This window comes from Flavobacterium ajazii, assembly GCF_010614725.1.
Classification (GTDB): Bacteria; Bacteroidota; Bacteroidia; order Flavobacteriales; family Flavobacteriaceae; genus Flavobacterium; species Flavobacterium ajazii.
Map to the genome: position 1 here is coordinate 141,194 of NZ_JAAEHL010000014.1, position 24,530 is coordinate 165,723.

The 24,530-nt window shown below is 33.5% G+C and carries 27 protein-coding genes; 19 read left to right on the forward strand and 8 right to left on the reverse strand.

Features of this window, described 5'->3' with window-relative positions; translation table 11 throughout:
* The first annotated feature begins 2 nt into the window (after positions 1 to 2).
* Together GWR14_RS21300 and GWR14_RS21305 are read left to right on the forward strand one after the other, a co-directional pair.
* Positions 3 to 764, forward strand: a complete 762-nt coding sequence (locus tag GWR14_RS21300; RefSeq protein WP_163411167.1) for a Kdo domain containing protein — start codon at positions 3 to 5, stop codon at positions 762 to 764.
* Positions 764 to 1,597: a glycosyltransferase family 2 protein gene (locus tag GWR14_RS21305; protein WP_163411196.1), complete on the forward strand. Its 834-nt coding sequence runs from the start codon at positions 764 to 766 to the stop codon at positions 1,595 to 1,597. The genes GWR14_RS21300 and GWR14_RS21305 overlap by 1 nt, the downstream gene beginning before the upstream one ends.
* On the opposite strand, the gene GWR14_RS21310 is transcribed toward GWR14_RS21305, so the two are convergent.
* Positions 1,590 to 2,648 carry a glycosyltransferase family 9 protein gene (locus GWR14_RS21310; RefSeq protein WP_163411168.1) on the reverse strand — a complete coding sequence of 353 codons (1,059 nt, stop codon included), beginning with the start codon at positions 2,646 to 2,648 and terminating at the stop codon, positions 1,590 to 1,592. The two genes, GWR14_RS21305 and GWR14_RS21310, sit on opposite strands and share 8 nt — an antisense overlap.
* A gap of 130 nt (positions 2,649 to 2,778) precedes the next feature.
* Positions 2,779 to 3,594, reverse strand: coding sequence for a 2,3,4,5-tetrahydropyridine-2,6-dicarboxylate N-succinyltransferase (locus GWR14_RS21315; protein ID WP_163411169.1), 816 nt, complete (start codon positions 3,592 to 3,594; stop codon positions 2,779 to 2,781).
* Positions 3,595 to 3,855: 261 nt separating this feature from the next.
* Between GWR14_RS21315 and GWR14_RS21320 the strand changes: the two genes are divergently transcribed.
* The 6 genes from GWR14_RS21320 (at position 3,856) to GWR14_RS21345 (ending at position 8,022) form a co-directional block, all read left to right on the forward strand.
* Positions 3,856 to 4,485 carry a PAS domain-containing protein gene (locus GWR14_RS21320; protein WP_163411170.1) on the forward strand — a complete coding sequence of 210 codons (630 nt, stop codon included), beginning with the start codon at positions 3,856 to 3,858 and terminating at the stop codon, positions 4,483 to 4,485.
* 152 nt (positions 4,486 to 4,637) lie between these two features.
* Entirely contained in the window at positions 4,638 to 5,387 is a 750-nt protein-coding gene (locus GWR14_RS21325; RefSeq protein ID WP_163411171.1) for a class I SAM-dependent methyltransferase, read from the forward strand.
* A gap of 34 nt (positions 5,388 to 5,421) precedes the next feature.
* Complete coding sequence (locus GWR14_RS21330; RefSeq protein ID WP_163411172.1) at positions 5,422 to 5,667, forward strand: hypothetical protein; 246 nt, start codon at positions 5,422 to 5,424, stop codon at positions 5,665 to 5,667.
* Entirely contained in the window at positions 5,657 to 5,938 is a 282-nt protein-coding gene (locus tag GWR14_RS21335) for a type II toxin-antitoxin system RelE/ParE family toxin (RefSeq protein ID WP_163411173.1), read from the forward strand. Before GWR14_RS21330 ends, GWR14_RS21335 begins: the two co-directional genes overlap by 11 nt.
* Before the next feature lie 42 nt (positions 5,939 to 5,980).
* A complete protein-coding gene (gene ruvX, locus GWR14_RS21340) occupies positions 5,981 to 6,397 on the forward strand; it encodes a Holliday junction resolvase RuvX (protein ID WP_163411174.1) in 417 nt (138 codons plus the stop codon).
* Positions 6,398 to 6,522: 125 nt separating this feature from the next.
* Complete coding sequence (locus tag GWR14_RS21345) at positions 6,523 to 8,022, forward strand: malate:quinone oxidoreductase (RefSeq protein ID WP_163411175.1); 1,500 nt, start codon at positions 6,523 to 6,525, stop codon at positions 8,020 to 8,022.
* A 45-nt stretch (positions 8,023 to 8,067) separates the two neighbouring features.
* Here GWR14_RS21345 and GWR14_RS21350 read toward each other — a convergent pair whose 3' ends face one another.
* Positions 8,068 to 10,287 carry an FUSC family protein gene (locus GWR14_RS21350; protein ID WP_163411197.1) on the reverse strand — a complete coding sequence of 740 codons (2,220 nt, stop codon included), beginning with the start codon at positions 10,285 to 10,287 and terminating at the stop codon, positions 8,068 to 8,070.
* Positions 10,288 to 10,483: 196 nt separating this feature from the next.
* Here GWR14_RS21350 and def point away from each other — a divergent pair, with 196 nt between their 5' ends.
* The 3 genes from def to mazG all read left to right on the forward strand — a co-directional run bounded on the left by def (position 10,484) and on the right by mazG (position 12,457).
* Positions 10,484 to 11,074: a peptide deformylase gene (gene def / locus GWR14_RS21355; protein ID WP_163411176.1), complete on the forward strand. Its 591-nt coding sequence runs from the start codon at positions 10,484 to 10,486 to the stop codon at positions 11,072 to 11,074.
* Between the two features lie 39 nt (positions 11,075 to 11,113).
* Entirely contained in the window at positions 11,114 to 11,593 is a 480-nt protein-coding gene (locus GWR14_RS21360) for a DUF5606 family protein (RefSeq protein ID WP_163411177.1), read from the forward strand.
* Between the two features lie 93 nt (positions 11,594 to 11,686).
* The gene (mazG, locus tag GWR14_RS21365; RefSeq protein WP_163411178.1) at positions 11,687 to 12,457 is read left to right on the forward strand and encodes a nucleoside triphosphate pyrophosphohydrolase; all 771 of its coding nucleotides are present in this window, start codon (positions 11,687 to 11,689) and stop codon (positions 12,455 to 12,457) included.
* Here mazG and GWR14_RS21370 read toward each other — a convergent pair.
* The gene (locus tag GWR14_RS21370) at positions 12,452 to 13,138 is read right to left on the reverse strand and encodes a Crp/Fnr family transcriptional regulator (protein WP_163411179.1); all 687 of its coding nucleotides are present in this window, start codon (positions 13,136 to 13,138) and stop codon (positions 12,452 to 12,454) included. The genes mazG and GWR14_RS21370 overlap by 6 nt on opposite strands.
* Before the next feature lie 203 nt (positions 13,139 to 13,341).
* Here GWR14_RS21370 and GWR14_RS21375 point away from each other — a divergent pair, with 203 nt between their 5' ends.
* The 8 genes from GWR14_RS21375 (at position 13,342) to GWR14_RS21410 (ending at position 22,253) form a co-directional block, all read left to right on the forward strand.
* A complete protein-coding gene (locus GWR14_RS21375) occupies positions 13,342 to 15,732 on the forward strand; it encodes a heavy metal translocating P-type ATPase (protein ID WP_163411180.1) in 2,391 nt (796 codons plus the stop codon).
* 110 nt (positions 15,733 to 15,842) lie between these two features.
* Complete coding sequence (gene ccoS / locus GWR14_RS21380) at positions 15,843 to 16,034, forward strand: cbb3-type cytochrome oxidase assembly protein CcoS (RefSeq protein WP_089052370.1); 192 nt, start codon at positions 15,843 to 15,845, stop codon at positions 16,032 to 16,034.
* Between the two features lie 2 nt (positions 16,035 to 16,036).
* Positions 16,037 to 18,223, forward strand: a complete 2,187-nt coding sequence (ccoN, locus tag GWR14_RS21385) for a cytochrome-c oxidase, cbb3-type subunit I (RefSeq protein WP_163411181.1) — start codon at positions 16,037 to 16,039, stop codon at positions 18,221 to 18,223.
* Positions 18,224 to 18,230: 7 nt separating this feature from the next.
* Positions 18,231 to 18,425: a CcoQ/FixQ family Cbb3-type cytochrome c oxidase assembly chaperone gene (locus tag GWR14_RS21390; protein WP_163411182.1), complete on the forward strand. Its 195-nt coding sequence runs from the start codon at positions 18,231 to 18,233 to the stop codon at positions 18,423 to 18,425.
* 1 nt (position 18,426) lies between these two features.
* On the forward strand, positions 18,427 to 19,368 hold the full coding sequence (locus GWR14_RS21395; protein ID WP_163411183.1) for a cbb3-type cytochrome c oxidase N-terminal domain-containing protein: 942 nt from the start codon (positions 18,427 to 18,429) through the stop codon (positions 19,366 to 19,368).
* 5 nt (positions 19,369 to 19,373) lie between these two features.
* Positions 19,374 to 20,792, forward strand: coding sequence for a cytochrome c oxidase accessory protein CcoG (gene ccoG, locus GWR14_RS21400; RefSeq protein WP_163411184.1), 1,419 nt, complete (start codon positions 19,374 to 19,376; stop codon positions 20,790 to 20,792).
* Between the two features lie 187 nt (positions 20,793 to 20,979).
* Complete coding sequence (locus tag GWR14_RS21405; RefSeq protein WP_163411185.1) at positions 20,980 to 21,429, forward strand: FixH family protein; 450 nt, start codon at positions 20,980 to 20,982, stop codon at positions 21,427 to 21,429.
* 122 nt (positions 21,430 to 21,551) lie between these two features.
* Entirely contained in the window at positions 21,552 to 22,253 is a 702-nt protein-coding gene (locus GWR14_RS21410) for a sulfite exporter TauE/SafE family protein (RefSeq protein ID WP_163411186.1), read from the forward strand.
* A gap of 35 nt (positions 22,254 to 22,288) precedes the next feature.
* Here the strand turns inward: GWR14_RS21410 and GWR14_RS21415 are convergent, their stop codons facing one another.
* The 4 genes from GWR14_RS21415 to GWR14_RS21430 form a co-directional block, all read right to left on the reverse strand.
* Entirely contained in the window at positions 22,289 to 22,528 is a 240-nt protein-coding gene (locus tag GWR14_RS21415; protein WP_163411187.1) for a hypothetical protein, read from the reverse strand.
* 303 nt (positions 22,529 to 22,831) lie between these two features.
* Complete coding sequence (locus tag GWR14_RS21420) at positions 22,832 to 23,191, reverse strand: hypothetical protein (protein WP_163411188.1); 360 nt, start codon at positions 23,189 to 23,191, stop codon at positions 22,832 to 22,834.
* A gap of 297 nt (positions 23,192 to 23,488) precedes the next feature.
* Complete coding sequence (locus GWR14_RS21425) at positions 23,489 to 23,884, reverse strand: hypothetical protein (RefSeq protein ID WP_163411189.1); 396 nt, start codon at positions 23,882 to 23,884, stop codon at positions 23,489 to 23,491.
* Between the two features lie 58 nt (positions 23,885 to 23,942).
* Positions 23,943 to 24,425 (reverse strand): cbb3-type cytochrome c oxidase subunit I, encoded by a 483-nt coding sequence (locus GWR14_RS21430; protein WP_163411190.1) that lies wholly within the window; start codon positions 24,423 to 24,425, stop codon positions 23,943 to 23,945.
* Between the last annotated feature and the right edge of the window lie 105 nt (positions 24,426 to 24,530).

The following is a 24,530-nucleotide window of genomic DNA, read 5'->3' on the forward strand; positions in this document are numbered from 1 at the left end:
AAATGCATGAAGTTTATCATCATAATTTTCTAAGCAAAAAGGAGGAAATAAAGGATGCGATAGAAAATTATGAAACAAAAGGAACGCTGTTTGTTGATGGGAAGAGGAACAAAATCAAAACATTTGATTTAGGAGAAATAACACTCAATGTAAAATCTTTTAAGGTTCCGAATTTTATAAACAAAATAGTTTATGCTTTTTTCAGACCTTCAAAAGCCCGTCGTTCTTATGAATTTGCCAATATTCTTGTTGAAAAAGAAATAGGTACTCCGGCTCCAATAGCTTATTTTGAGAATTTTAAGGGAGTGCTTTTGGATAGCTATTATGTTTGTGAACAAGTTTATCCTGATTTGACTTTTAGGGAATTAACTAATGATTTTGATTATCCTGATCATGAAATAATTTTGAGGCAGTTTACCAAATTTACGTTTAATCTGCATCAAAACGGAATTGAGTTTTTAGATCATACGCCCGGTAATACTTTAATTAAAAAAAATCCTGCGGGTTCTTATTCCTTTTTTCTGGTTGATTTGAACAGAATGAAATTTCATAAAGAAATGAGTCTGAACCAAAGAATTCTGAACTTTTCAAAATTAACCCCAAACAGAAAGATTGTTGAAGTGATGAGCGACGAATATGCTAAACTTTACGGAGCTTCTTATAATGAGGTTTTAAAAGTAATGATAACTGGAGCAGAAGCTTTCAGGGATAAGTTTCATCGCAAAAAGCGTATAAAAAAAGCATTAAAATTTTGGAAAAAATAATGGGCGATACCAATAAAAATATAAAAGCATCTGTAATAATGAGTACTTATAATGCCGAGGAATGGCTTGAAAAAGTTATTTGGGGCTTTAGTATTCAGACTGAAACCGACTTCGAAATTATTATTGCCGATGATGGTTCAAAGCCGAAAACAAAGGAATTATTGGATTCATTGAGAACTCAGATTTCGATGCCGTTGGTACACGTATGGCAGGAAGATAATGGTTTTCAGAAATCACAGATTTTGAATAAGGCAATAATAGCTTCCAGTTCAGATTATCTTATTTTTACAGATGGAGACTGTATTCCGAGGAAAGACTTTGTAGCAACTCATTTGGAATACAGAGAAAAAGGATATTTTCTTTCAGGAGGTTATTTTATGCTGCCGATGAGTATTTCAAAGGCAATTACCAAAAATGATATTCTATCGCAGAATTGTTTTGATGTAAAATGGCTTATTCAGAATGGTTTAAAAAAATCATTCAAAAATTCTAAATTGACGGCTTCAGGTTTCCTTGCTAAATTTCTAAATGCTGTAACTCCTACAAAAGCAACCTGGAACGGACATAACGCATCAGGCTGGAAAGAAGATCTGGTTTTTATAAACGGCTTCAATCAGGAAATGCAGTACGGAGGACAGGATAGAGAATTAGGCGAAAGACTTTTTAATAAAGGCCTTAAGTCTAAACAAATCCGCTATAGTGCTATTGTGGTGCATTTAGATCACGCAAGGGGTTATGTAAATGAAGCAACATGGAAGAAAAACTTCGCAATAAGGGAAAATACCAAAAAGAATAAAGTTGTAAAAACTACAATCGGTATCGATTCTAATTAGTTTTCAAATATTCTTCTAAACTCGGAATAATTAAATCAGGTGTAAAAGCCTGATACAAATCCATAGCATGATTTTTCATTTCTTTGGCAGATTTTTTACCATATAATTCAGGTTTTAAGTCTTTCAAATGCACTGAAACGTTTTTTATTCCGTCATCAAAACTATTCCATGCTTCTTTTTTAATCCAGGTCGAAAAAATAGTAAATGTTGGCTTGTTTAATGCTTTTGCCATATTTACAGCCCCGCCTTCATTACCAATCAAAGCATCACAGTGATAGGTAATGGATAAAAACTCCCTGATGGATTTTGGAACAATATCTATTTTGATATTTTTTTGTGTCTCAGGCAGGCATAAATTGAAGACTTCCTGGGCTTCTTTTAATTGAGATGGAATGTAATTGAATAACAATGTAGCATTCGTATCCGAAACAATTTTATCCAAAAGCCGGGCCATATATGTGCTTGGATAGGTTTTTGTTTTTCCGCTTCCTAAAACACCTATCATGTATATTTTTTTAGAGAAATCAATTTGATTCTGAATCAGAATTTGTTTTCCGTTTTCAATTTCAGATTCTTTGAGAAAGATTTCAGGTTTGATTTTTAGCGGTTTTTTCAGATCAAAAGACTCTAATAAGAGCATTCTGTTTTCTAAGGCTAGTCCCGCAGTTGTTTTAGGTACAGAGAGTTCTTTAACCGTATTTGTGTAAATAAGATTAGTGTAAGATTTATAAAAACCGATTTTTGTTTTCGCTCCGGAAAAAGCCACAATCATATTGCTTTCAAGCTTTCCATAAGCATCAATAATAATATCGTATTTTGATTTTCTGATCTTAAGGCAAAATTTCAAAAGTTCAATTTTACTTTTTTTAGCCTCATCAGTAAAAAGTATAAGATTATCAATATTTGGATTGTTTTCAACAACCGGACTGGTAAACGGATAAATTAAATAATCTATTTGTGCTGTTGGATATTCATTTTTTAACGTGTTGCAAATTGTTGAAGTCGCGAGCACATCGCCAATCATTTTTTGTTGAATTACAAGTATCTTCATATAGAAATCGAATCTTTTAAGAGAGTACAAATTGAAGGAAAAAAAATCAATTAAGATTAGTTTTAAAATAAAAATTCCAAATTCCAATCATGATTTTGGAATTTGGAATTTTAAAATATTGAAATTTAAATTATACTGCTACGTCGTATTCACGTAACGCATTATTTAATGAAGTTTTCAAATCTGTAGATGGTTTACGTGTACCAATAATTAAAGCACATGGAACCTGATATTCACCTGCGGCGAATTTTTTAGTATAACTTCCAGGGATTACAACAGAACGTGCTGGTACAAAACCTTTCATTTCAACTGGTTCATCTCCTGTAATATCAATGATTTTTGTTGAAGCAGTCAAACATACATTTGCTCCTAATACGGCTTCTTTACCTACGTGAACTCCTTCTACAACGATACAACGTGAACCGATAAAAGCACCATCCTCGATGATAACAGGAGCAGCCTGTAATGGCTCTAAAACACCTCCGATACCAACTCCACCGCTTAAGTGAACGTCTTTACCAATTTGAGCACAGCTACCAACAGTAGCCCAGGTATCAACCATAGTTCCGGCATCAACATAAGCCCCGATATTTACATAGCTAGGCATCATAATCACACCGCTTGAAATAAATGAGCCATAACGCGCAGAAGCTCCAGGAACTACACGAACTCCTTTGGTAGCATAGTCTTTTTTCAATTCCATTTTGTCATGGTATTCAAAAACTCCTGCTTCCCATGTTTCCATTTTTTGAATAGGGAAGTACATTACTACTGCTTTTTTTACCCATTCGTTTACCTGCCATCCGTCACCTTTTGGTTCGGCAACACGAAGTTTTCCAGCATCCAATAATTCGATAACTTCTCTGATAGCATCAGTAGTTGCTGTTTCCTGCAATAAAGCTCTGTTTTCCCAAGCTTGTTCAATTATAGTTTGTAAAGAACTCATAATGTTTAAATTTTTGGCAAAGATAGCGCATTTGAATAAAATCAAAAAGGCAAATCAATTTGAAAATGTTATAAATATAACTTTTTGTTTTTAATTTGAAGGATTATGATAAACTGAAATGTTTTTGAAAATGCAATTTCTTTATTATTATTTCATGATAAAAATCAGATTTCATGATTTTTATTCAGATTAATTTTGCGCAATAATTCCTGAGACAAATTAAGGAATTGAAATATAGTTTTAAATTAATCAAGCCGAAAAATGAATCAGGAGAATCAATTTCAAAACAGAACTGCAGTTATTGACAAAGAAGTCACGTGGGACAAAACGCAAGTAATTATGAGTAAAACAAATGCTTTTGGTATTATAGAATATGCCAACGAAGTTTTTGTTGATGTTTGTGGTTATGAAGATTATGAACTAATGGGGCAGCCACATAATATTATTCGTCATCCGGATATGCCAAAAGTTATTTTTAAAGTGCTTTGGGAGAATCTGAAACAAGGAAAAAACTTTCATGCAATTGTAAAAAATTTAGCGAAATCGGGAAGATACTACTGGGTAATTACAGATTTTGATATTGCAAGGGATGAAAACGGTGTAATTGTAAATTATTTTGCAAGAAGACAGGCTGTTCCTCAGGAAGTTGTTTCATTGCATATTGAGCCTCTTTATAAAAAATTGCTGCAAATTGAAGCTGCCAGCGGTGTCGAGTTCAGTGAAAAATATTTAATCGGATTCCTGGAAGAAAAAAAGAGAAGTTATATTGAGTATATTAAGGAGTTGATTTATGAGCATGAAAAAGCGCAGTCAAAATTTGCTCAATATGAACTCAAAGAAGAAGACGAAGAAGAGGGAAAAGGTTTTTTTAAAAGGTTATTTGGTAGGTAATACTTTTAATAATTAATTTTTTAGTTGTTTTAAATTTGGTTAAAAATCCGTTTTGAATTTTTCAGAGCGGATTTTTTGCAGTCTAAATATTTGGGTAGATATAGTTAGGTAAAAAGGTCATAACTTTAGGATACCAATTTAAAATAAGTATCATGAAAGATAATTTTTCAAAACAGGCAGTAGATTATTCAAAATTTCGACCACAATACCCGGAGGAAATGATTCGATATATAGTCTCATTTGTTGATTATAAATCGACTGCTTTAGATCTCGCTACAGGAAACGGTCAGGTAGCCCATAAACTTTCTGCTTATTTTGAAAATGTATTTGCAACTGATATTAGTCAAAAACAACTGGATAATGCAATTCGGGCTGAAAATATAATTTACAGTAAAGAATCTGCAGAGAAAACTTCTTTCAAAAATCAGCAATTTGATTTGATTGTTGTGGCACAAGCAGTTCACTGGTTTAATTTTGATGTGTTTTATAAAGAAATCTACAGAATATTAAAACCCGAAGGTGTTTTTGCTGTAATAGGTTATGGATTATTTTCTACCAACTCTGATTCGGATAAAATCCTGAGACATTTTTATTATGATATTGTCGGGCCTTATTGGGATGCTGAACGAAAGTATCTGGATGAAAATTACGAAACTATTCCCTTTCCGTTTGATGAAATTTCGGCAAATAAGTTCTGTAACGAATTTATATGGGATTTTGAAACACTTATTGGATATCTTCAGACCTGGTCTTCAGTTCAGCATTATATTTCAAAAAACAATCAAAATCCAATTGATTTGATTTATGATGAATTGAAATTTTCCTGGGGAAATAATGATAAGAAAGTGAAATTTCCTTTATTACTAAGAATTGGGATGCTGAATAAGGGAAATAAAGTTTGAAAAGTTTTATATTTGTATTGTAAATGAAAGTATTATGGAAGCGATTAGATTAGAGTTTAAATCAGAAATTAAAGAGAAAATTTTAGAATTATTGAGTTCATTTTCTTCTGATGAATTGAAAATTGTTGAAGAAGATATTCTTTTTGACCATGACTTTAAGGAGAACAAGAAGAAATTGAATGCGACCTATGCTAAGGTTAAAAACGGAACTGCAAAATTTTATACTTTTGAAGAAGTGGACGCAATACTTGAAGAAACAATTTCAAAATATGAAAATTAGGCTACAGGAAGAATTTTTGTTAGCCTTAGATTTACAAGTTGACTACATTTCAAAAGATAAGCCAGCAGCTGCCAGAAAATTTAAAAATGACTTACTGCGTAATATTGAAAAAGATCTTAAGAATCCTTTTTACTTTAAGAAATCTAGATATTTCAATAACGAAATGATAAGAGATTATATATTTAAAGGTTATGTGATTGTTTATTTTATTAATGAGCCAGAAAATTTTATTTCAGTTTTCGGATTTATAAAACATAAATATTCTCTTTAACTTTTTAAAAATATCCTTTATATCTTTGATTAAAATTACAAAATGCCAAGAATTCTCTCTATAGACTACGGACAAAAGCGTACCGGAATTGCTGTTACTGATGAAATGCAAATTATAGCTTCGGGTTTGACTACGATTCCAACGAATACTTTAATTGATTTCCTTACAGCTTATTTTGCGAAAGAAAAGGTGGAAGCGGTTTTAATTGGTGAGCCGAAACAAATGAATGGCCAGCCATCAGAAAGTGCATCCGTTATAAAAGGTTTTGTGACTCACTTTTCAAATATTTTTCCAGATATGAAAGTAGTCCGAGTAGATGAACGTTTTACTTCAAAAATGGCTTTCCAGACCATGATCGATAGTGGATTGAGCAAAAAGCAGCGTCAGAACAAAGGACTGATTGATGAAATTTCCGCAACGATTATGCTTCAGGACTATCTTTCTTCTAATCGTTTTTAGGTTTTAGGCTTATAAATTTCACTTTATTTAGAAAAAAATGTAATTATCTAACTATTATCTTTCAAAAATTAGTTTTTTTTTGGGATTATAAAAAGTACCTTTGCATTTTAAAATATAATACTGTTATGCCTGACAATACAATACGTTCCAATAGTGAAGTAGTGCTTATTGGAGCTGGAATTATGAGTGCTACACTCGGAGTAATTTTGAAAGAATTACAACCTGATATCAAGATTGAAATTTACGAAAGATTAGATGTTGCTGCAGCCGAAAGTTCTGATGCATGGAATAATGCCGGAACCGGACATTCTGCTTTTTGCGAATTAAATTACACCCCTGAAAAGGCCGATGGTTCTGTAGATCCTAAAAAAGCCATAAGTATTGCGGAAGCTTTTGAGGTTTCGCGTCAGTTTTGGTCGTATTTAGTACAGGAAAATAAGGTTCCTTCACCTGAAAACTTTATTAAAAGTGTGCCTCACATGAGTTTTGTTTGGGGAGATAAAAACGTTCAGTATCTTAAAACTCGTTTTGAAGCTTTGCAGGCTAACCCATTATTTGCAGATATGCTTTTTAGTACTGATTTTGAACAGCTAAAACAGTGGATGCCTCTTGTAATGGAAGGAAGACAGCCTGATGAAAAACTGGCTGCGACTACAGTGGCAATTGGTACCGATGTAAATTTTGGTGCTTTGACCAGAAGCATGTTTAATTATTTAGAGAAATTAGACGGCGTGTCTTTGTATTTTAATCATGAGGTGAAAAAAATAAGACAGCGTGAAGATAAATCATGGAGAATTAAAATTACTGATTTAGAGTCTGGTCAAAAAAGAAAAGCCTATACTAAATTTGTATTTATTGGTGCCGGAGGAGGATCTTTACCGTTGTTAGAAAAAGCAAATGTGCCGGAAGGACATGGTTATGGAGGTTTCCCTGTGAGTGGACAGTGGTTAAAATGCACAAATCCGGAAGTTATTGCTAAACACCAGGCAAAAGTATACGGAAAAGCGAGTGTTGGAGCTCCGCCAATGTCGGTTCCACATATTGATACTCGTGTAATTGATGGTGAAAAAGCACTGCTTTTTGGTCCTTTTGCAGGATTTTCAACTCGTTTCTTAAAAAATGGTTCATACCTTGATTTACCATTATCTATAAAAGCAAACAACTTAATTCCGATGTTGTCTGCAGGATACAACAATATTCCGTTAACTAAATATTTAATTGAACAGGTTCGTCAGTCTCCAAAAGACAGAATAAAAGCTTTACGCGAATATTTGCCAAGTGCAAGGTCTAAGGACTGGGTTTTGGAAAAGGCAGGACAACGTGTTCAGGTGATCAAAAAAGGTGAAAACGGAGGTGGTGTTTTAGAATTTGGTACCGAAGTAATTAATACACAAGACGGAACTCTGGCTGTTTTGTTAGGAGCATCTCCGGGAGCTTCTACAGCAGTTTCAATTATGGTAGATTTAATTGGAAGATGTTTTAAAGATCAGATCAATACACCAGAATGGGAAGCGAAACTGAAAAAAATGATTCCTTCTTACAAGCAGACTTTAAACGACAAGCCCGAACTTTTAGAAGAACTTAGAAAGCAGACTGCTGAGGTTTTAAAGCTGAATAGAAACTAATATTAAAAGATAATTTTCACTATAAAAAAAACAAATCCGGATGAATTAATCCGGATTTGTTGCTTTAAAGTCTTTTGTGATTTTTAATATTTTTTCGGCCAGATTACTCATCCAGATTAATTGCTCAATGACCATTTGTGCTTCCTGCATTTTGGACTGGCGCGTTTCTTTGTCGAGATCTTCATCTGTTGCGAGACGGGTAAAGTTTTTACGTTTCAGTTCTTCAAATTGCAGAGTCACATCTTCTTTATCAAAAAAAGTATCAGTCAGGATAGCTTCGTTTTTTAAAACTAAAATAGAATGGTCTAAATTCAACAGAATGGTCTTGATGATATAATTGAATGATTCCGATGCTGATGTAGTCTGATGCGACTGGATATAAGTTGATAGAGATGCCAGAGCAGAAAGCAGAGAATGATTTAAAACTACCAGCTTATTGACCAATGGAAGCGTTTTTTGTTTTGATTTAGGTTCCTGCATCATACGCTGAAAAGAGGTCATTAAATTGCCTATTTCGATAAAAACATTTTTTCTGGCTAGCCTGTATGAAGTTGGTATTTCTCCTTTTTTGTTATAAAAATCAGCAATTTCCTTAAGATAAGTCCGATTGGCACGAATCGAATTTTCAATATGTATTGGAGTATTGATAAATTCCCAGGCAGGCCATAAAAACTGATTGGCGAGAAAGGCTAAAATTGCTCCTACAAGCGAATCAAGTATTCGGAACTGAATTACCTCTACAACATTCGGAACTAAAATTCCGTAAATGAAAACGACATACATCGTTACAAAAGTCGCACTGATTTTGTAATTGGCTTGTGCAAAAGAAATGCCCAAAAGCATACAGATAATTGAAAAAATACTCAAAAGGACATGGTTTTGTATCAAAGAGACGATTCCAAAAGCCAGTAAACCTCCTAAAATTGTTCCGAAAATACGATTATAGGAACGTTCTTTTGTTAAGCCGTAACCCGGACGCATGATCACAACAATAGTTAATAAAATCCAGTATACATTTTGAAAAGGGAGAAATTTCCCGACTATAAATCCAATTAAAATGGTAATTGTTAATCGTACTGAATGCCTGAAGATTGATGATGAAAAACTCAGGTTTTCTATGAGTGTACGTAAAGGATAATACTGTGGTGTCAGGAATTTTTCGAGTTCTTTATCTTTATCCTTAAGTTTATAAGACTGCATTGCCAGTGAAAATGCCCTTTGTATAATTTTGATTTTTCCAACCTGATTTTTAGCATATTTCAGCATATTGGTCAGCATCAGAACCCCTTCAGCAGCTTCTTCTTTTCCTAATGTTTTTTCGTAATCAAAAATGGCAAATTCAAGGGCATCAAGCTCATTCTTTAAATCATTTTTATCTACATATACTGCAATATGGTGTACATTTTTAGAAAGTTTCTTTAAAGTTGATGCCAGTTTGTATGCTACATTCTGATACGTTCTTATTACATCAGGGTGTTTGGCGAATTTTTCATGAATTTTACTATGATCAAAAGAAGTGTACAAAGCCAGTTCCTGAATTTCAACCAGCGTAATAAATACCAATAACATCTTTCGGTTTTGACTGGTTGCTGAACTGCTTTGGTTACCAATAAGCACTTTTCTCAAATCTTCATGAATCTCATTTAGTTCTACCTGAATACCCAATTGTTTTTCAATAATTGTCTTTCGGTTGGCTTCAGGACTCCATAAATCACCTCTTAGTTTTAAATATTTTGCAGTTAATTTAATTCCCTGAGCAATTTCAAGCTCAATATATTTATAAGGCTGTATAAAATGGAAGATAAGAGAAACAATTAAATATAAAATTCCCCCGATGAAAATATAACCAGAATAAGCAAAAGCCTCCCAGCCTTCGTGTATATGTCCGAATGATAAGGAAATTGAGATTAAGGCAGAAAAGGAAACCAAAGTAGCTCTTTGCCCATAGACTGAAATCATGGAACATAAAAAAAGCAGAAAAACTAAAAAAGGATAAAATAAAACAGGATAAGGATAGGCAAAATTGACTAAAAGGTTAACTCCTGATACAATAAATGAAGCAACTATAAGTCCTTTTATTTTATGACTTAACGTACTCGGAATATCACTCGGATAAGTATAAAAAGCACCTAAAGCTATGGTAAAACCAATTTCAAAAAGGTCTAAAAAATTCAAAATCAATACAGGGATAACAGAGGCTATCGTTACTTTTGTGGCGTTTAAAAAAGAAGTACTATTGGTAAATTTTGTAATACGGTCTAGCATAGAAACTGGTTTACAGACAAAGGTAAGAATTGTAAGAGTTAATTTGGCATAATTATAGCTCAGATTTTGATGAGCAGGCAAAATGAGATTAATATACATTTTAAAACTGTCATTGACTAATTTTTACTATTTTTGCCTCCTGATTTTCGATGAATCGGAAGAGGTTTAAAACATAAAAAAAATTAAAATAAACTAAATGATTTTACCAATTGTAGGATATGGGGATCCTGTTTTAAGAAAAGTGGGAGAGTCAGTGACACCAGATTATCCAAATTTAAAAGAAACAATTGCAAATATGTACGAGACCATGTACAATGCTTACGGCGTAGGACTTGCTGCACCTCAGGTTGGCTTGGCCTTGAGATTATTTGTTATTGATACGGCGCCTTTTAGCGATGATGAAGATTTACCTTCTAATGAGCAGAAAGATTTAAAAGGTTTCAAAAAAACTTTTATTAATGCTAAAATTGTTAAAGAAGAAGGCGAGGAATGGAGCTTTAATGAAGGATGCTTAAGTATTCCTGATGTGCGAGAGGATGTATACAGAAAACCTACTGTTACACTAGAATATTGCGAAGAGGATTTTGTAATGAAAACCGAAGTTTTTGACGGTTTGGTAGCAAGGGTTATTCAGCACGAATACGATCATATTGAAGGAATCCTGTTTACCGATAAAATATCTTCTTTGAAGAAACGTTTGATTCAGAAAAAATTAAAAAACATTACCGAAGGGAAGACATCACAGGAGTATAGAATGAAGTTTGCATCTCCTAAAAAAGCAAGATAATATAATACACCCAAAATTCTTAATACTAATTTAATAAACATGAATTTAGACAAAATTTTAGCCATTTCAGGAAAACCTGGATTATATGTATTGAAAGTGCAAACGCGTACAGGTTTTGTGGCAGAATCATTATTAGACGGAAAAAAAATCACTGTTAACTTAAAAAGCAATGTAAGTTTATTGTCTGAAATTTCAATTTATACTTACGAAGGCGAAAAACCTTTAACAGAAGTAATGCAGCATATCGCTGTTAAGGAAAATAAGGGTCAGGCAATTTCTCATAAAGAAGATAATGCAAAATTAACAGCTTATTTTAAAGAAATTTTGCCAGAGTATGATGAAGAAAGAGTTTATCCATCTGATATTAAAAAAGTATTAAATTGGTATAATATGCTTCAGGCAAAAGGGTTAGTTACTGATGAAGCTCCGGCTGCAACTTCAACATCTGAAGAAATCGCTGTAGAAGAGCCGGTAAAAAAAGCTCCTGCAAAAAAAGCAAAAGCTAAAAAAGAAGAATAGTAATTTTACATTCAAATAATTAATCCTGTTAAGATATTTTCTTGACAGGATTTTTTACTTTTACACTATTAGGTTACCAAAAAAAACTTCAAAATGAGCAAAGAACTTCAGCTTAAAGCTTTCGAAAGATTATTGATTATAATGGATGAACTGCGTGAGCAATGCCCATGGGATAAAAAACAAACTTTACAAACCCTAAGACATTTGACTATTGAGGAAACTTATGAGTTGGGCGATGCTATTTTGGATGATAATCTGAACGAAGTTAAAAAAGAACTGGGAGATTTATTGCTACATATCGTTTTTTACGCCAAAATTGGTTCTGAAACAAATGATTTTGATATAGCTGATGTGTGTAATGAAATTTGTGATAAATTAATTCACAGACATCCCCATATTTATAGCGATACTGTGGTTAAAGATGAGGAAGAAGTCAAACAAAACTGGGAAAAACTAAAACTAAAAGAAGGAAAAAAATCTGTTTTGGAAGGAGTTCCGAGAAGTTTACCTGCGTTGGTAAAAGCAAGCCGAATACAGGACAAAGTAAAAGGTGTTGGTTTTGACTGGGAAGAGCCACATCAGGTTTGGGACAAAGTTCAGGAAGAATTAGAAGAGCTACAGGTTGAGATTAAATCCGGCGATCAGGATAAAATTGAAGCCGAATTCGGAGATGTTTTATTCTCGATGATAAATTATGCAAGATTTCTAAATGTGAATCCGGAAGATGCTTTAGAACGAACCAATAAAAAGTTTATCAAACGTTTTCAGTATTTGGAAAATAAAGCCGGAGAACTAGGAAAACCATTAATGGAAATGACTTTGGCAGAAATGGATGTATTTTGGAACGAAGCCAAAAAGCTATAATTGTTCAGCCATTTTTTTTAAGGCTTTTACGTTTTTAAGTACGATTTTTTTACCTTTTAGTTCGATTAATTCCAGTTTGTTAAAATCAGATAATAAGCGGATGCAGCTTTCTGTAGCTGTACCAATCATTCCGGCGAGTTCTTCTCTTGTTAGTTGAACTTTCAGTGTTTTATCCGGGTTCTCACCAAATTCATCGTGCAAATGCAACAAAGTCTCTGCAAGTCTTTGTTTTACCGTTTTTTGTACAAGGGCAATTTTATCGTTTTCAGATTCTTTCAAATCTTCACAAACCGATTGCATCAGATTTAATGAAAACTGATTGTTATTATTAAAGAAGTTTATGATTTCAGATTTTGGTATAAAGCAAACTTCCATATCTGCAATTGCTTTTGCCGATAAATTTGCAGGTTCGTTGCTGATCATGGAACGCTGTCCTAAAAGTTCTCCCGATTTTACCAGTTTTATAATCTGATCTTTTCCGTTGGCGCTTAATTTAGAAAGTTTTCCAACGCCGTCTTTTACACAAAAAACACCATTAGTTATTTCTCCTTCCTCAAAAATAGCTTCTCCTTTTTTAATTTTGTGAGTCGTTTTACTATTTGCTAATTTTATAACTTCTTCTTTATTAAGTGCTTTTAAAGATGAAAGCTGGCGTACGATACATTGATCACATTTATTCATAGCAAAAGTATTTACTGCAAAATTAACCAATAATCGCTTTGATAGGTTAAAATATTTTGAAAAAAGACTGAGAAAATCAGTTGTAGTAATTTGCCTGTTTTATTTTCTTAAATTTAAAATCCGATTTCATTTTCATATGATAAATGTCATATTTATAGTGGCTTATTATTTGAAATATTTGTTGCATTAAAAAGAAACAAATTATGAGCGAGCAGAGTTGTTTTCATTGTGGACTTACAATTCCTAAAAATGAAGTGATCAATTTTGATAAAAAAAAATTTTGTTGTACGGGTTGTAAAACAGTTTACGAAATTTTTAGTCTTAATGATTTAACCTGCTATTATGATTTTGAAAAATCTCCGGGCGCCACTCCTCAGAATATCCAGGGCAAATATGATTTTTTGGATAATGAAGCTATTATTTCAAAAGTTTTAGAATTTCAGGAAGGAAATACTTCAATAGTTTCTTTAAATATACCACACATTCATTGTAGCTCTTGTATCTGGATTCTTGAAAATCTTAACCGTTTGCAGCTAGGCATAAGTGCTTCTCAGGTTAATTTCCATGAGAAGAAAGTTAGAATCACATTCAATTCTGAAATCGTTTCCCTCAAATCAATTGTTTATTTGCTGAGTTCAATTGGTTACGAACCTTATATCAGCTTAGAAAATTATGAAAACGGAAAAACAAAATTAGACCGAAGCCTTACTTATAAATTAGGGGTTGCTTTTTTCTGTTTTGGAAATATAATGTTATTGTCATTTCCGGAATATTTTGAAATGAAAGAATTTTGGCTGGATAGCTATAAACCATTTTTCAGACTTTTGATTTTTGTTTTGGCATTGCCAAGTTTTCTCTATTCTGCTAGCGGTTATTATGTTTCAGCTTATCACAGTATCAAAACGAGGATGCTGAACATTGATATTCCAATCGCTTTGGGAATTATTGTAATGTTCATCCGAAGTACTTATGATATGCTTATGGATCATGGTCCGGGTTTTTTTGACAGTTTAGCAAGTTTAGTTTTTTTTATGCTGCTCGGAAAAATGTTTCAGACTAAAACCTATAGTTTCCTGAGTTTCGAAAGAGATTTCAAATCCTATTTTCCTATTGCAGTTACCCGAATTAATACGAATACATCTGAAGAGAGTATACCAATTTATGATGTTGTAAAAGGAGACAGGTTATTAATTCGAAATCAGGAATTAATTCCGGTAGATGGAATTTTAATTAGCGAAAAAGCTGAAATTGACTATAGTTTCGTGACAGGTGAAGCAGTTCCTATTACTAAAAAATCAGGAGACAAAGTTTTTGCCGGAGGAAAACAGATTGGTAAAGTAATCGAAATGGAAGTACTGCATTCGGTTTCACAAAGTTATTTGACACAATTATGGAGTAATGAAATTTTTCAGAAAAAAGTAGATCAAAAGCATAAAACCATAACAGATGCAATAAGTCGGTATTTCACCCCAATCTTACTGTTTATTGCATTTGTTGGTTTTGGCTACTGGATATTTATTGATGCAAATACCGCTTTCAATGTTTTTACGGCAGTTTTAATTGTAGCCTGTCCCTGCGCATTGGCACTGACCGCTCCGTTTACTTTCGGGAATATTCTCAGAATTATGGGCAGACAAAAGATGTATCTTAAAAATGCTTTGGTGATTGAACAGCTGGCAAAAGTAGATACTATAGTTTTTGATAAAACAGGAACCATTACGACCAATAAAAAATCAAATATTGTTTACGAAGGAAACGTACTTTCTGATGAAAATTATGTACTGATTAAAAATGTGCTTCGGGCTTCAAACCATCCTTTAAGCCGCATGTTATATGATTTTCTGCCTGAAACAAAAAAAATCAAAATTGATGAATTTGAAGAGATAACAGGAAAAGGAATCTTGGCTTCTTTTGAAAATAAAACAATTAAAATTGGTTCGGCTTCTTTTGTTGAAAGTACTAATCATACTGAAGAAATAGAAAAAACAGCACTTCATATTAAGATTGGTAACATTTATTATGGACGATTTAGTTTTCAAAATCAGTATAGAGATGGTCTTGGAGCATTGTTTAGTACTCTGAATAAAAATTATGAAATAAAAGTTCTTTCGGGAGATAACGATGGAGAGAGAGCCAATCTGGAGGCTATTCTGCCAAAAGGCACAGAGCTTATTTTTAATCAAAAACCGGAACAGAAGCTGGAATTTATTAAAAACCTGCAGGAAAAAGGAAAAAATGTAATGATGGTTGGCGACGGATTGAATGACGCTGGTGCTTTGGCTCAAAGTAACGTTGGAATTTCTATTTCGGAGAATGTCAATGTCTTTTCTCCGGCTTGTGATGCCATCCTGGATGCAACAGAGTTTTCACGTTTAAATTACTTTTTAAAACTCTCTCATAAAGCGATTTCGATTATCAAAATGAGCTTTGGTCTATCATTGCTTTATAACGTTGTCGGTCTTGCATTTGCAGTCACTGGAAACCTCTTGCCATTAGTTGCTGCTATTATTATGCCTTTAAGTACAATTACAATTGTGAGTTTTGTTACTGTGATGTCTAACTGTTTAAGCAACAGTGATTTAAAGCAACTGTAAAGTAAGTTTTATATTATTTTTTTATAAATTTAACATACTTTTTTGACTATGATAAATATCATGTTTTAATAGGCTGTAACCGAGTAATTTTGATAATATAAATTTAAGGTATGAGTGTCATTTATCTATTAATTTCAGTAAGTATTTTTGTCGCAATCTGTTTCTTTATTGCATTTATAGCTGCTGTCAAATCAGGGCAGTACGACGATGATTATACACCCTCGGTCAGAATCCTTTTCGACGATGAAACCAAAATCACCTCTCAAAATAATAATTCACCAATAGAAGAAAAACAAGTTTAATTATGGAAATGGAACAATTTTACTACGACAACAAAATCGTAAAAAAATTCATTTATGCCACCATTCTCTTTGGGGTGGTAGGTATGTTAGTAGGACTGACCCTGGCGGTTATGTACCTTTTTCCCAACATGACCGATGGGATTTCGTGGCTTAGTTATGGCCGATTAAGGCCTTTGCATACCAATGCTGTAATTTTTGCCTTTGTAGGGAATGCTTTTTTCGCAGGGATGTATTATTCACTGCAAAGATTGCTGAAAGCCAGAATGTTCAGTGACTTTTTGAGTAACCTACATTTCTGGGGATGGCAGCTTATTATTGTTGCAGCAGCCATTACATTACCATTAGGATATACTTCATCAAAAGAATATGCTGAACTTGAATGGCCAATTGATATTGCAATAGCGGTAATTTGGGTGGTAATGGGGATTAACTTAATAGGTACAATGCTGAGACGAAGAGAACGTCATTTGTATGTGGCTATCTGGTTTTACATTGCGACATTCGTTACAGTTGCGGTTTTACACATTTTCAATAATATTGAAATTCCGGTTTCAGGATTAAAAAGTTATTCTGTTTATGCCGGTGTTCAGGATGCTCTAGTACAATGGTGGTACGGGCACAATGCGGTGGCATTTTTCTTAACGACTCCATTCTTAGGATTGATGTATTATTTTATTCCGAAAGTGGCCAACCGACCAGTTTATTCTTATCGATTATCGATTATTCACTTTTGGTCTTTAATTTTTATCTATATCTGGGCTGGACCGCATCACTTACTATATTCAGCTTTGCCAAACTGGGCTCAAAATTTAGGTGTTGCATTTTCTGTAATGTTAATTGCTCCGTCCTGGGGAGGTATGATCAACGGATTATTAACCTTAAGAGGAGCCTGGGATAAAGTTCGTGTAGAACCGGTGTTGAAATTCTTTGTGGTAGCTATTACAGGTTACGGAATGGCGACTTTTGAAGGTCCAATGCTTTCTTTTAAAAATGTAAATGCTATTGCACATTATACAGACTGGATCGTAGCGCACGTACACGTTGGAGCTTTAGCCTGGAACGGATTTATGTCTTTTGGTATCATTTACTGGCTGATTCCCCGAATGACAAAAAGCACATTATTCTCAACCAAATTAGCTAATTTCCATTTCTGGATTGGGACTTTAGGAATCATATTGTATGCTTTACCAATGTATGTTGCAGGTTTCCAGCAGGCATCAATGTGGAAACAGTTTAATCCGGATGGTACTTTGACATACGGAAACTTCCTTGAAACAGTTACAGCGATTATGCCAATGTATTGGATGAGAGCTATCGGAGGAAGTTTGTATCTGATTGGAATGCTGACACTGGTTTACAATATTATCATGACCGTTAAAGCAGGAAATAGAATTGAAGATGAGTTGGCTCAGGCCCCTGCATTGCAGACCATTAGAAGCGGAAGAGTTACGGGAGAGAAATTCCATTCATGGTTAGAAAGAAAACCTATTCAGTTATCAATTTTGGCTACGATTGCTATTTTAATTGGAGGTATTATACAGATTGTCCCAACGATTATGGTAAAATCTAATATTCCAACTATTTCAAGTGTAAAACCATATACACCGTTAGAATTAGAAGGTCGCGATTTATACATTCGTGAAGGCTGTGTGGGCTGTCACTCACAATCGGTTCGCCCGTTTAGGAGTGAGGTAGAACGTTATGGACCTCAGGCTAAAGCAGGAGAATTTGTGTATGATCATCCATTCTTATGGGGATCAAAACGTACAGGTCCTGATTTGCAGCGAGTAGGTGGTAAGTACAATGACAACTGGCACTTTAATCATATGTGGAATCCGCAAAGTACTTCTGCCGGATCTATTATGCCAGGCTATAAATGGCTGTTTGATAATAAAGCATTGGATATTTCATTACTTGAAAAGAAAATGAAAGCGATGAAGTCATTAGGTGTTCCTTATTCAGAAGCAGAAGTTGCCAATGCGCAGAAAACCTTGAGAACTCAGGCTCTTACTATTGAGAAAAGCCTTGAAAATGACCCTGACTATGTGAAAAGTTATGAGGAAAGCAGAAAAAGAGCTGCTGTAAAAGGTGAGAAATTTGTTCCGATGAACGAAAGGGAAATTGTGGCATTAATCGCTTACATACAAAGACTTGGAACTGATATTAAGGTAAAAGAAACATCAAAATAACAGCATTATGTTTGAACAGATAAAACACAATATGGAAACGATATCGGGTATAGAAATTTACCCGATTCTTTCCCTCCTGATTTTCTTCTTCTTTTTTGTAGGATTAGGTTTTTGGGTGTTTTCATACACTAAAGATAAAATTAAGGAGATGAGTGAAATTCCTCTAAATGAAGGAAGTAGTATAATTTCAAAAGAAAGCTAAAATGAAAAAGTTTTTTCCAGCATATGTGAGAGTACCGTTGATTTTCTTCATCGGATTTGCTTTAATGGAGTATTTTATTGACTCAGGTGACAGACCTGCTTTTATCAAATACCCGATGGTTTCTGTCTTTTTATTTGTCTTTCTTTTTATTTTGGTTGCTATCGAAATTACACTTAGTGCCGTTAATAGGGTAATGTATCAGTTATTATCTCCTGAAGAAAAAGAAAAACTGGCATACGAAGAAAGTCTGAGCATAAAGGAAAGCACCTGGTTTAAAAACCTGATGCACAAGCTTACCAAAACAGAACCAATTGAAAAAGAAGGTGATTTGTTGATGGATCATGATTATGACGGAATCAAAGAATTGGACAATAATTTACCGCCATGGTGGGTGATTCTGTTCTATATCTGTATAGCTTTTGGCGTTGTTTATGTTTTTTACTTTGATGTTCTTGGCGGTGACAATCAGGAAATGGAATTGAAAAAGGAAATGGCTCAGGCAAAAATTGAGGTAGAAGAATACCTGAAAACGGCTCCGGACCTGATGGATGAAAAAACAGTAGTTCTGCTTACGGATGAGGCAAGTTTAGCTGCCGGAAAAGAAATTTTTACCACCAATTGTGCAGCTTGTCACAGAGCTGATGGAGGAGGTCAGATTGGTCCGAACTTAACAGATGATAAATGGATTTTGGGTGGTGGAATTAAAAATGTTTTCCATACAATTACTAATGGTGGACGTGACGGAAAAGGAATGGTTTCCTGGAAAACAAATGGTATGAAACCAAAAGAAATTCAAAAAGTGGCAAGTTACATTTTGTCTTTACAGGGAAGTAATCCAAAAGATGCCAAAGAAGCTGAAGGAGAAGTTTGGGTAGACGAAAGCGCTCCGAAAAAAGAGGGTGCAGCAAACAAAACAACAGATAGTACAGCAGTTAAAAAATAATTACCATGTCAAATTTACCAGACGAAGCTTTTAGAGATACCATTGGAACTATTGATGAAGGCGGAAAACGAAAATTTATTTTCCCTAAAAAACCGTCTGGTAAGTTTTACGAGTATCGTAAAATAGTCAGTTATATTTTATTGGGGATTCTGATTGCTAATCCTTTTATAAAAATTAACGGAAACCAGTTCATGATGTTCAATATCATAGAACGTCGTTTTAATATTTTCGGATTCCCTTTCTGGCCGCAGGATTTTTATCTTTTTGTGATTTCGATGCTTGTTGGGGTTGTGTTTGTCATCTTGTTTACCGTTGTTTTCGGAAGGATATTTTGCGGATGGATTTGTCCTCAGACGATTTTCCTCGAAATGGTTTTCCGCCGAATTGAATATTGGATTGATGGTGATCGTGGCGCACAATCACGCTTAGCAAGACAGGAATGGAACGCAGAGAAAATCCGAAAAAGACTCACGAAATGGTTTGTTTTTTTTCTGATTTCTTTTGGAATTGCGAATGTTTTTCTGGCGTATTTAGTGGGTAGTGATACCTTGTTTTTGATGATAGAACAGGGACCAATCCAACAAGCAGGTAATTTTATAGCACTGTTGATTTTTACCAGCGTTTTCTATTTTGTTTTTGTATGGTTTCGTGAGCAGGTTTGTATTATTGCCTGCCCTTATGGCCGATTACAAGGGGTACTTTTAGATAATAAATCGATAAATGTAGCCTATGATTTTGTTCGTGGCGAAAAAGAGCAGGGTCGTGCCAAATTCAATAAAAAAGAAGACAGAGCTTTAACCGGGAAAGGCGATTGTATCGACTGTCATCAATGCGTGCATGTTTGCCCAATGGGAATCGACATTCGAAACGGAACGCAGTTAGAATGTACCAATTGTACTGCCTGTATCAATGAATGCGATTCGATTATGGACTCAGTTGGTCTGCCAAAAGGATTGATTCGTTATGCGTCTGAAGATGAAATAGAGAAAAAAGAGCCTTTTAAATTCACCACTCGAATGAAAGGATATACAGCAGTCTTATTTATTTTATTGAGTGTTTTTGTCGGAATGCTGTTTTTAAGAACCAATGTCGAAGCAATTATTTTACGCCTACCGGGACAGCTTTTCCAGCATAAAGGCGATAAAATAAGTAATGTTTACACTTATAAAATTGTAAACAAGACAATAAAAGATTACAGCGATATTCATTTTGAATTGATTGATCAGAAAGGAGAAATCAGCAAAGTTGGTGAACAGCATTTTAAAGTAGCAAAAGAAGGAATTTCGCAGGGAACATTATTCATCGAAATCAATGAAGCCCTTTTGGAAAGCGATAAAACGAAAGTAAAAATCGGTGTGTACAACGGTAAGGAATTACTAGAAACTACGACTACAAATTTCTTAGGACCGAGAAGTTTTAATTAAACAACAAACTTGTTTTAGGTATAATTAAAAAAATAGTAACAGATAGAAACATAGATTTAAATTTGAATAAAAAGGTTTTAGAAAAAACTAGTTTTCACACATAGCTATGTGTTTTGAAGTAAGTGAAACGCCTTTTTTAGGCTATGAAAACTATCATTCTATGTGTTGTAATTTAAATAGCAATATTATGAAAATCAATTGGGGAACAGGAATTGTCATAGCATTCGGATTGTTTATGACCTTTATTTTATATTTTGTTTTTGAAGTGCAATCAAACAGTAAATACGACAACGATTTGGTTGTAGAAGAATATTACAAGCACGATTCGCATTTTCAGGAGGAGATGGCACGAATTCAGAACGCACATGATTTACAGTACAAGCCTTCGATTCAATATGTGGAAGACGGAGTAAAAATCACTTTTCCTGAAACTTTCGAAAGCAATAAACTAAAAGGAAACGTTTTACTGTACCGTCCTTCAAATAAAAAGTTTGATTTTAACACCCAAATTGCCCTGACCAATTCAACTTTGCTTATTCCGCAAAAGAAATTGGTAAAAGGACGCTGGGATGTCAACATGGAATGGCAGTACGAAGGGAAAAAATACCTTTCGAAAGAAGTGATTTACGTTAATTAAAGGATAAACACTAATTCTTAATTTCAGAATCTGCAAAATCTGCTGAATCTGCGTGAAAATTTTAGCACGCAGATTTTAAAAATCATTTTAATTATTAAATCTGTGGCAAAAAATAAAAAATAATGTTGTATTCAGCTTTTATATTAGGTCTTATCAGTAGTCTGCATTGTGTCGGAATGTGCGGCCCAATTGCGATGATGCTTCCGGTTGACCATCAAAATGAAGCCAAAAAAGTAACGCAGATTATTACCTATCATCTGGGAAGATTAACCGCTTACACCACAATCGGATTAATTTTTGGACTATTAGGAAGAGGTTTTTTCCTGGTTGGATTACAACAGAAAATGTCGATTTTTATTGGTTTGGCTATGATTGCAGCCGTTTTGATTCCGGAAAGAATCTTTTCAAAATACAATTTCTCTAAACCGGTTTATAAAGTGATTTCAAACATAAAATCTTCTTTAGGAAGTCAGTTTAAAAACAAAAGCTACAAATCTCTTTTCACCATTGGATTATTAAACGGCTTCCTGCCCTGCGGAATGGTGTATGTAGCTTTATTTGGAGCCATAGCAATGCAAAGCGCCGGTTTTGGCATTTTGTATATGCTCTTGTTCGGATTAGGAACTATACCTTTAATGACCGTTGTGGTGTATATTCATTCTTTACTAAAACTGCCTTTTCGAAATAAAATTCAAAAAGCAATTCCTTATGTAGCTGTGATAATTGGAGTTTTATTTATCCTCAGAGGTTTAGGATTAGGAATTCCGTATGTTTCCCCATCTAATATGAGTTTGTTTGTACAGGGGAATCCTGATTGTCATTAGGATAGGATTGAATTATATCAATTGGATTTGTAGTTTTATAGCCATTTTTTATATAGCTTCCTTGCGCTTGAATGAGAATTTAATTTTCCGGAATTAGCATCATTCAGGCCTTGCTCGATAGATTCTTTTTCAGTCTCAGAAATGGAATCCCAGAAATCTTTTGATTTATTATTTCTCAAAGCAATAATTTTTTCTATAATTGTTGAATCCTCCAGTGTAGAAAGCCATTGGATTAATTTCAATTTTTTGTCCTGTATGTTCAATTCAAGCTTCATAATCTGAAATTTTAATATTCAAAAAGAACAAAATTTTCTTGAGATGTTTTGTTAAATTTCTTTTGTATACTCATTAAAACCTTTTAAAGAAGTTGTTAAAAGCAGGGAATAAAGCGTTCGTAACACGCCTGTTTACATGAATTCTCTATAATTTATAATGAACTTTTGTGTTAATAGCCGAATTACAAATGCTACAATTTATCTTTTAATTTATGTAGATACTCGTTGCAAACGAACACCAGAGAGAAAAACCAAACTCATTGATGGTAGTTTTAATTTTTGTTTTCAATTAATTTCACCTTTTTAAAAATCATCTTCTTCGTTTCCATAATCTTCTATTTTATCCTCTTCATCCTCAATTTTATCATTTTCATCATCTTCATATGATTTTTTAATACGGTCTTGAAAAAGCATTGTTATAAATAAGATTACTGAAAAAAGTAACGACAACATTACAAGTCCAACTAATGGCATTCCACAAGCATTATTATTCTTTTCAAGATAATATGCAATTAGCTTAAAAGCAGAAATCGTTAATAGGATTTGACTTAAAAAACTAATTAAACAAACCGCCCCAAAGCTCAATTTAATATCGCCTCCAATAGCTTTTCTGCCAAAAATAATTTGAAATAATAGTGGTAAAATAATTAAAATTATGTGCATTTTTTTGAGATTCTATTTGTTATTAGTTTCCACTTTTCACCTTTCCGCTGGAAAGTTCCAACTGTCAAGCTTCTGCTTTGTAAATTTCTTGTGGAAACAAATTTTTGTCTTCTAATTGATTTCTTGTGCGTAATTTCGGCACAACTCCCGCATAACGTTTGGGCGCTACAAGCCGTTTGCGGTTTTGAAGCTGAGTTTTTTCCGCTAGGAAAAAACGAATTTATGAAAATTGTTGTTTCTATTTTGCACTAAATGAGCAAATGGTATGTAACGGCTGTTATAAGTAGGCCAGATTTATTAGCTTTCATTTTCGGTCACTACTTTAAAAATATCCATACTTTGGTCATTTTCGGTTTCGAATGAAGTGAAAATATTTGTTGTTCCTTTTTCGATTTTTACTCTTCCACAATTTTTACATTGATACATTGTACTTTCGTATTTCAATTTGTATCGACTGATTATGTCTTGAATTACTGTTGAGTTTGAGAGATTTTTATACACTTCAGAACCAAAATATTTTTCTGTCCATTTATCACGACTGTCATTTTTCACAGCATTAATAAACGATTCAATATCTTCAGTATAATTTTCAGATTTTTCGTAATCTTGGTCTCTAATAAAATAAGCCTTATTGTCTAAATTATCACATTGGTCGACAATCGTATTTCCGCATACGCATCCTAATTTACTCATTTTTTCTACAATTTTTCAATGGCTTACTTATAACGTCCCAGCTTGCTTGTAGCGTGTGTTAGGAGTAGGCCTTTTTCTGTTTCTTAAAAATTCCTATTGTTAAATTTATAATATAAATCGGTTGGCCAATTAATAATATCAATATAGTTAGAATTACAAGTGTTTGATTGATTAACTGATAATTGTCGAATAAGGGAAAAGGAGTTTCTAAAAAAGCTTTACTATAGCCTATTACTAACCAATAAACTAAAAAACTTCCATTAAGGATTGCGGAATGGATTATCGTCAATACATTAATTAGTTTTCTCTTCATGGCTTTTTGAACAATCCAATATCCAAGTCCTATCAGATAGTAAGTTAAACTCAAAAAGATAGCAAAATGAAGATGTGCAATTACAAAATATGTATCATGTATATTTATATCGAAAGTATTATCTTCAAAATGATCCTGAATTAATCCAATCATTAGTATTATTAAAGCAACTAGCCAAAATAAATTATATGTTTTAATTTTTATTAAATTCATTAAAGTTTTATTCATTGCTTCTTCGTTTTCATGGCTTACTCCTAACGTCAGTTCGTCTAAAAACCCTTTTTAGTTAACTACGTTTACCCAAAAATAGTTATTTACACGAGTTGTAAGTGA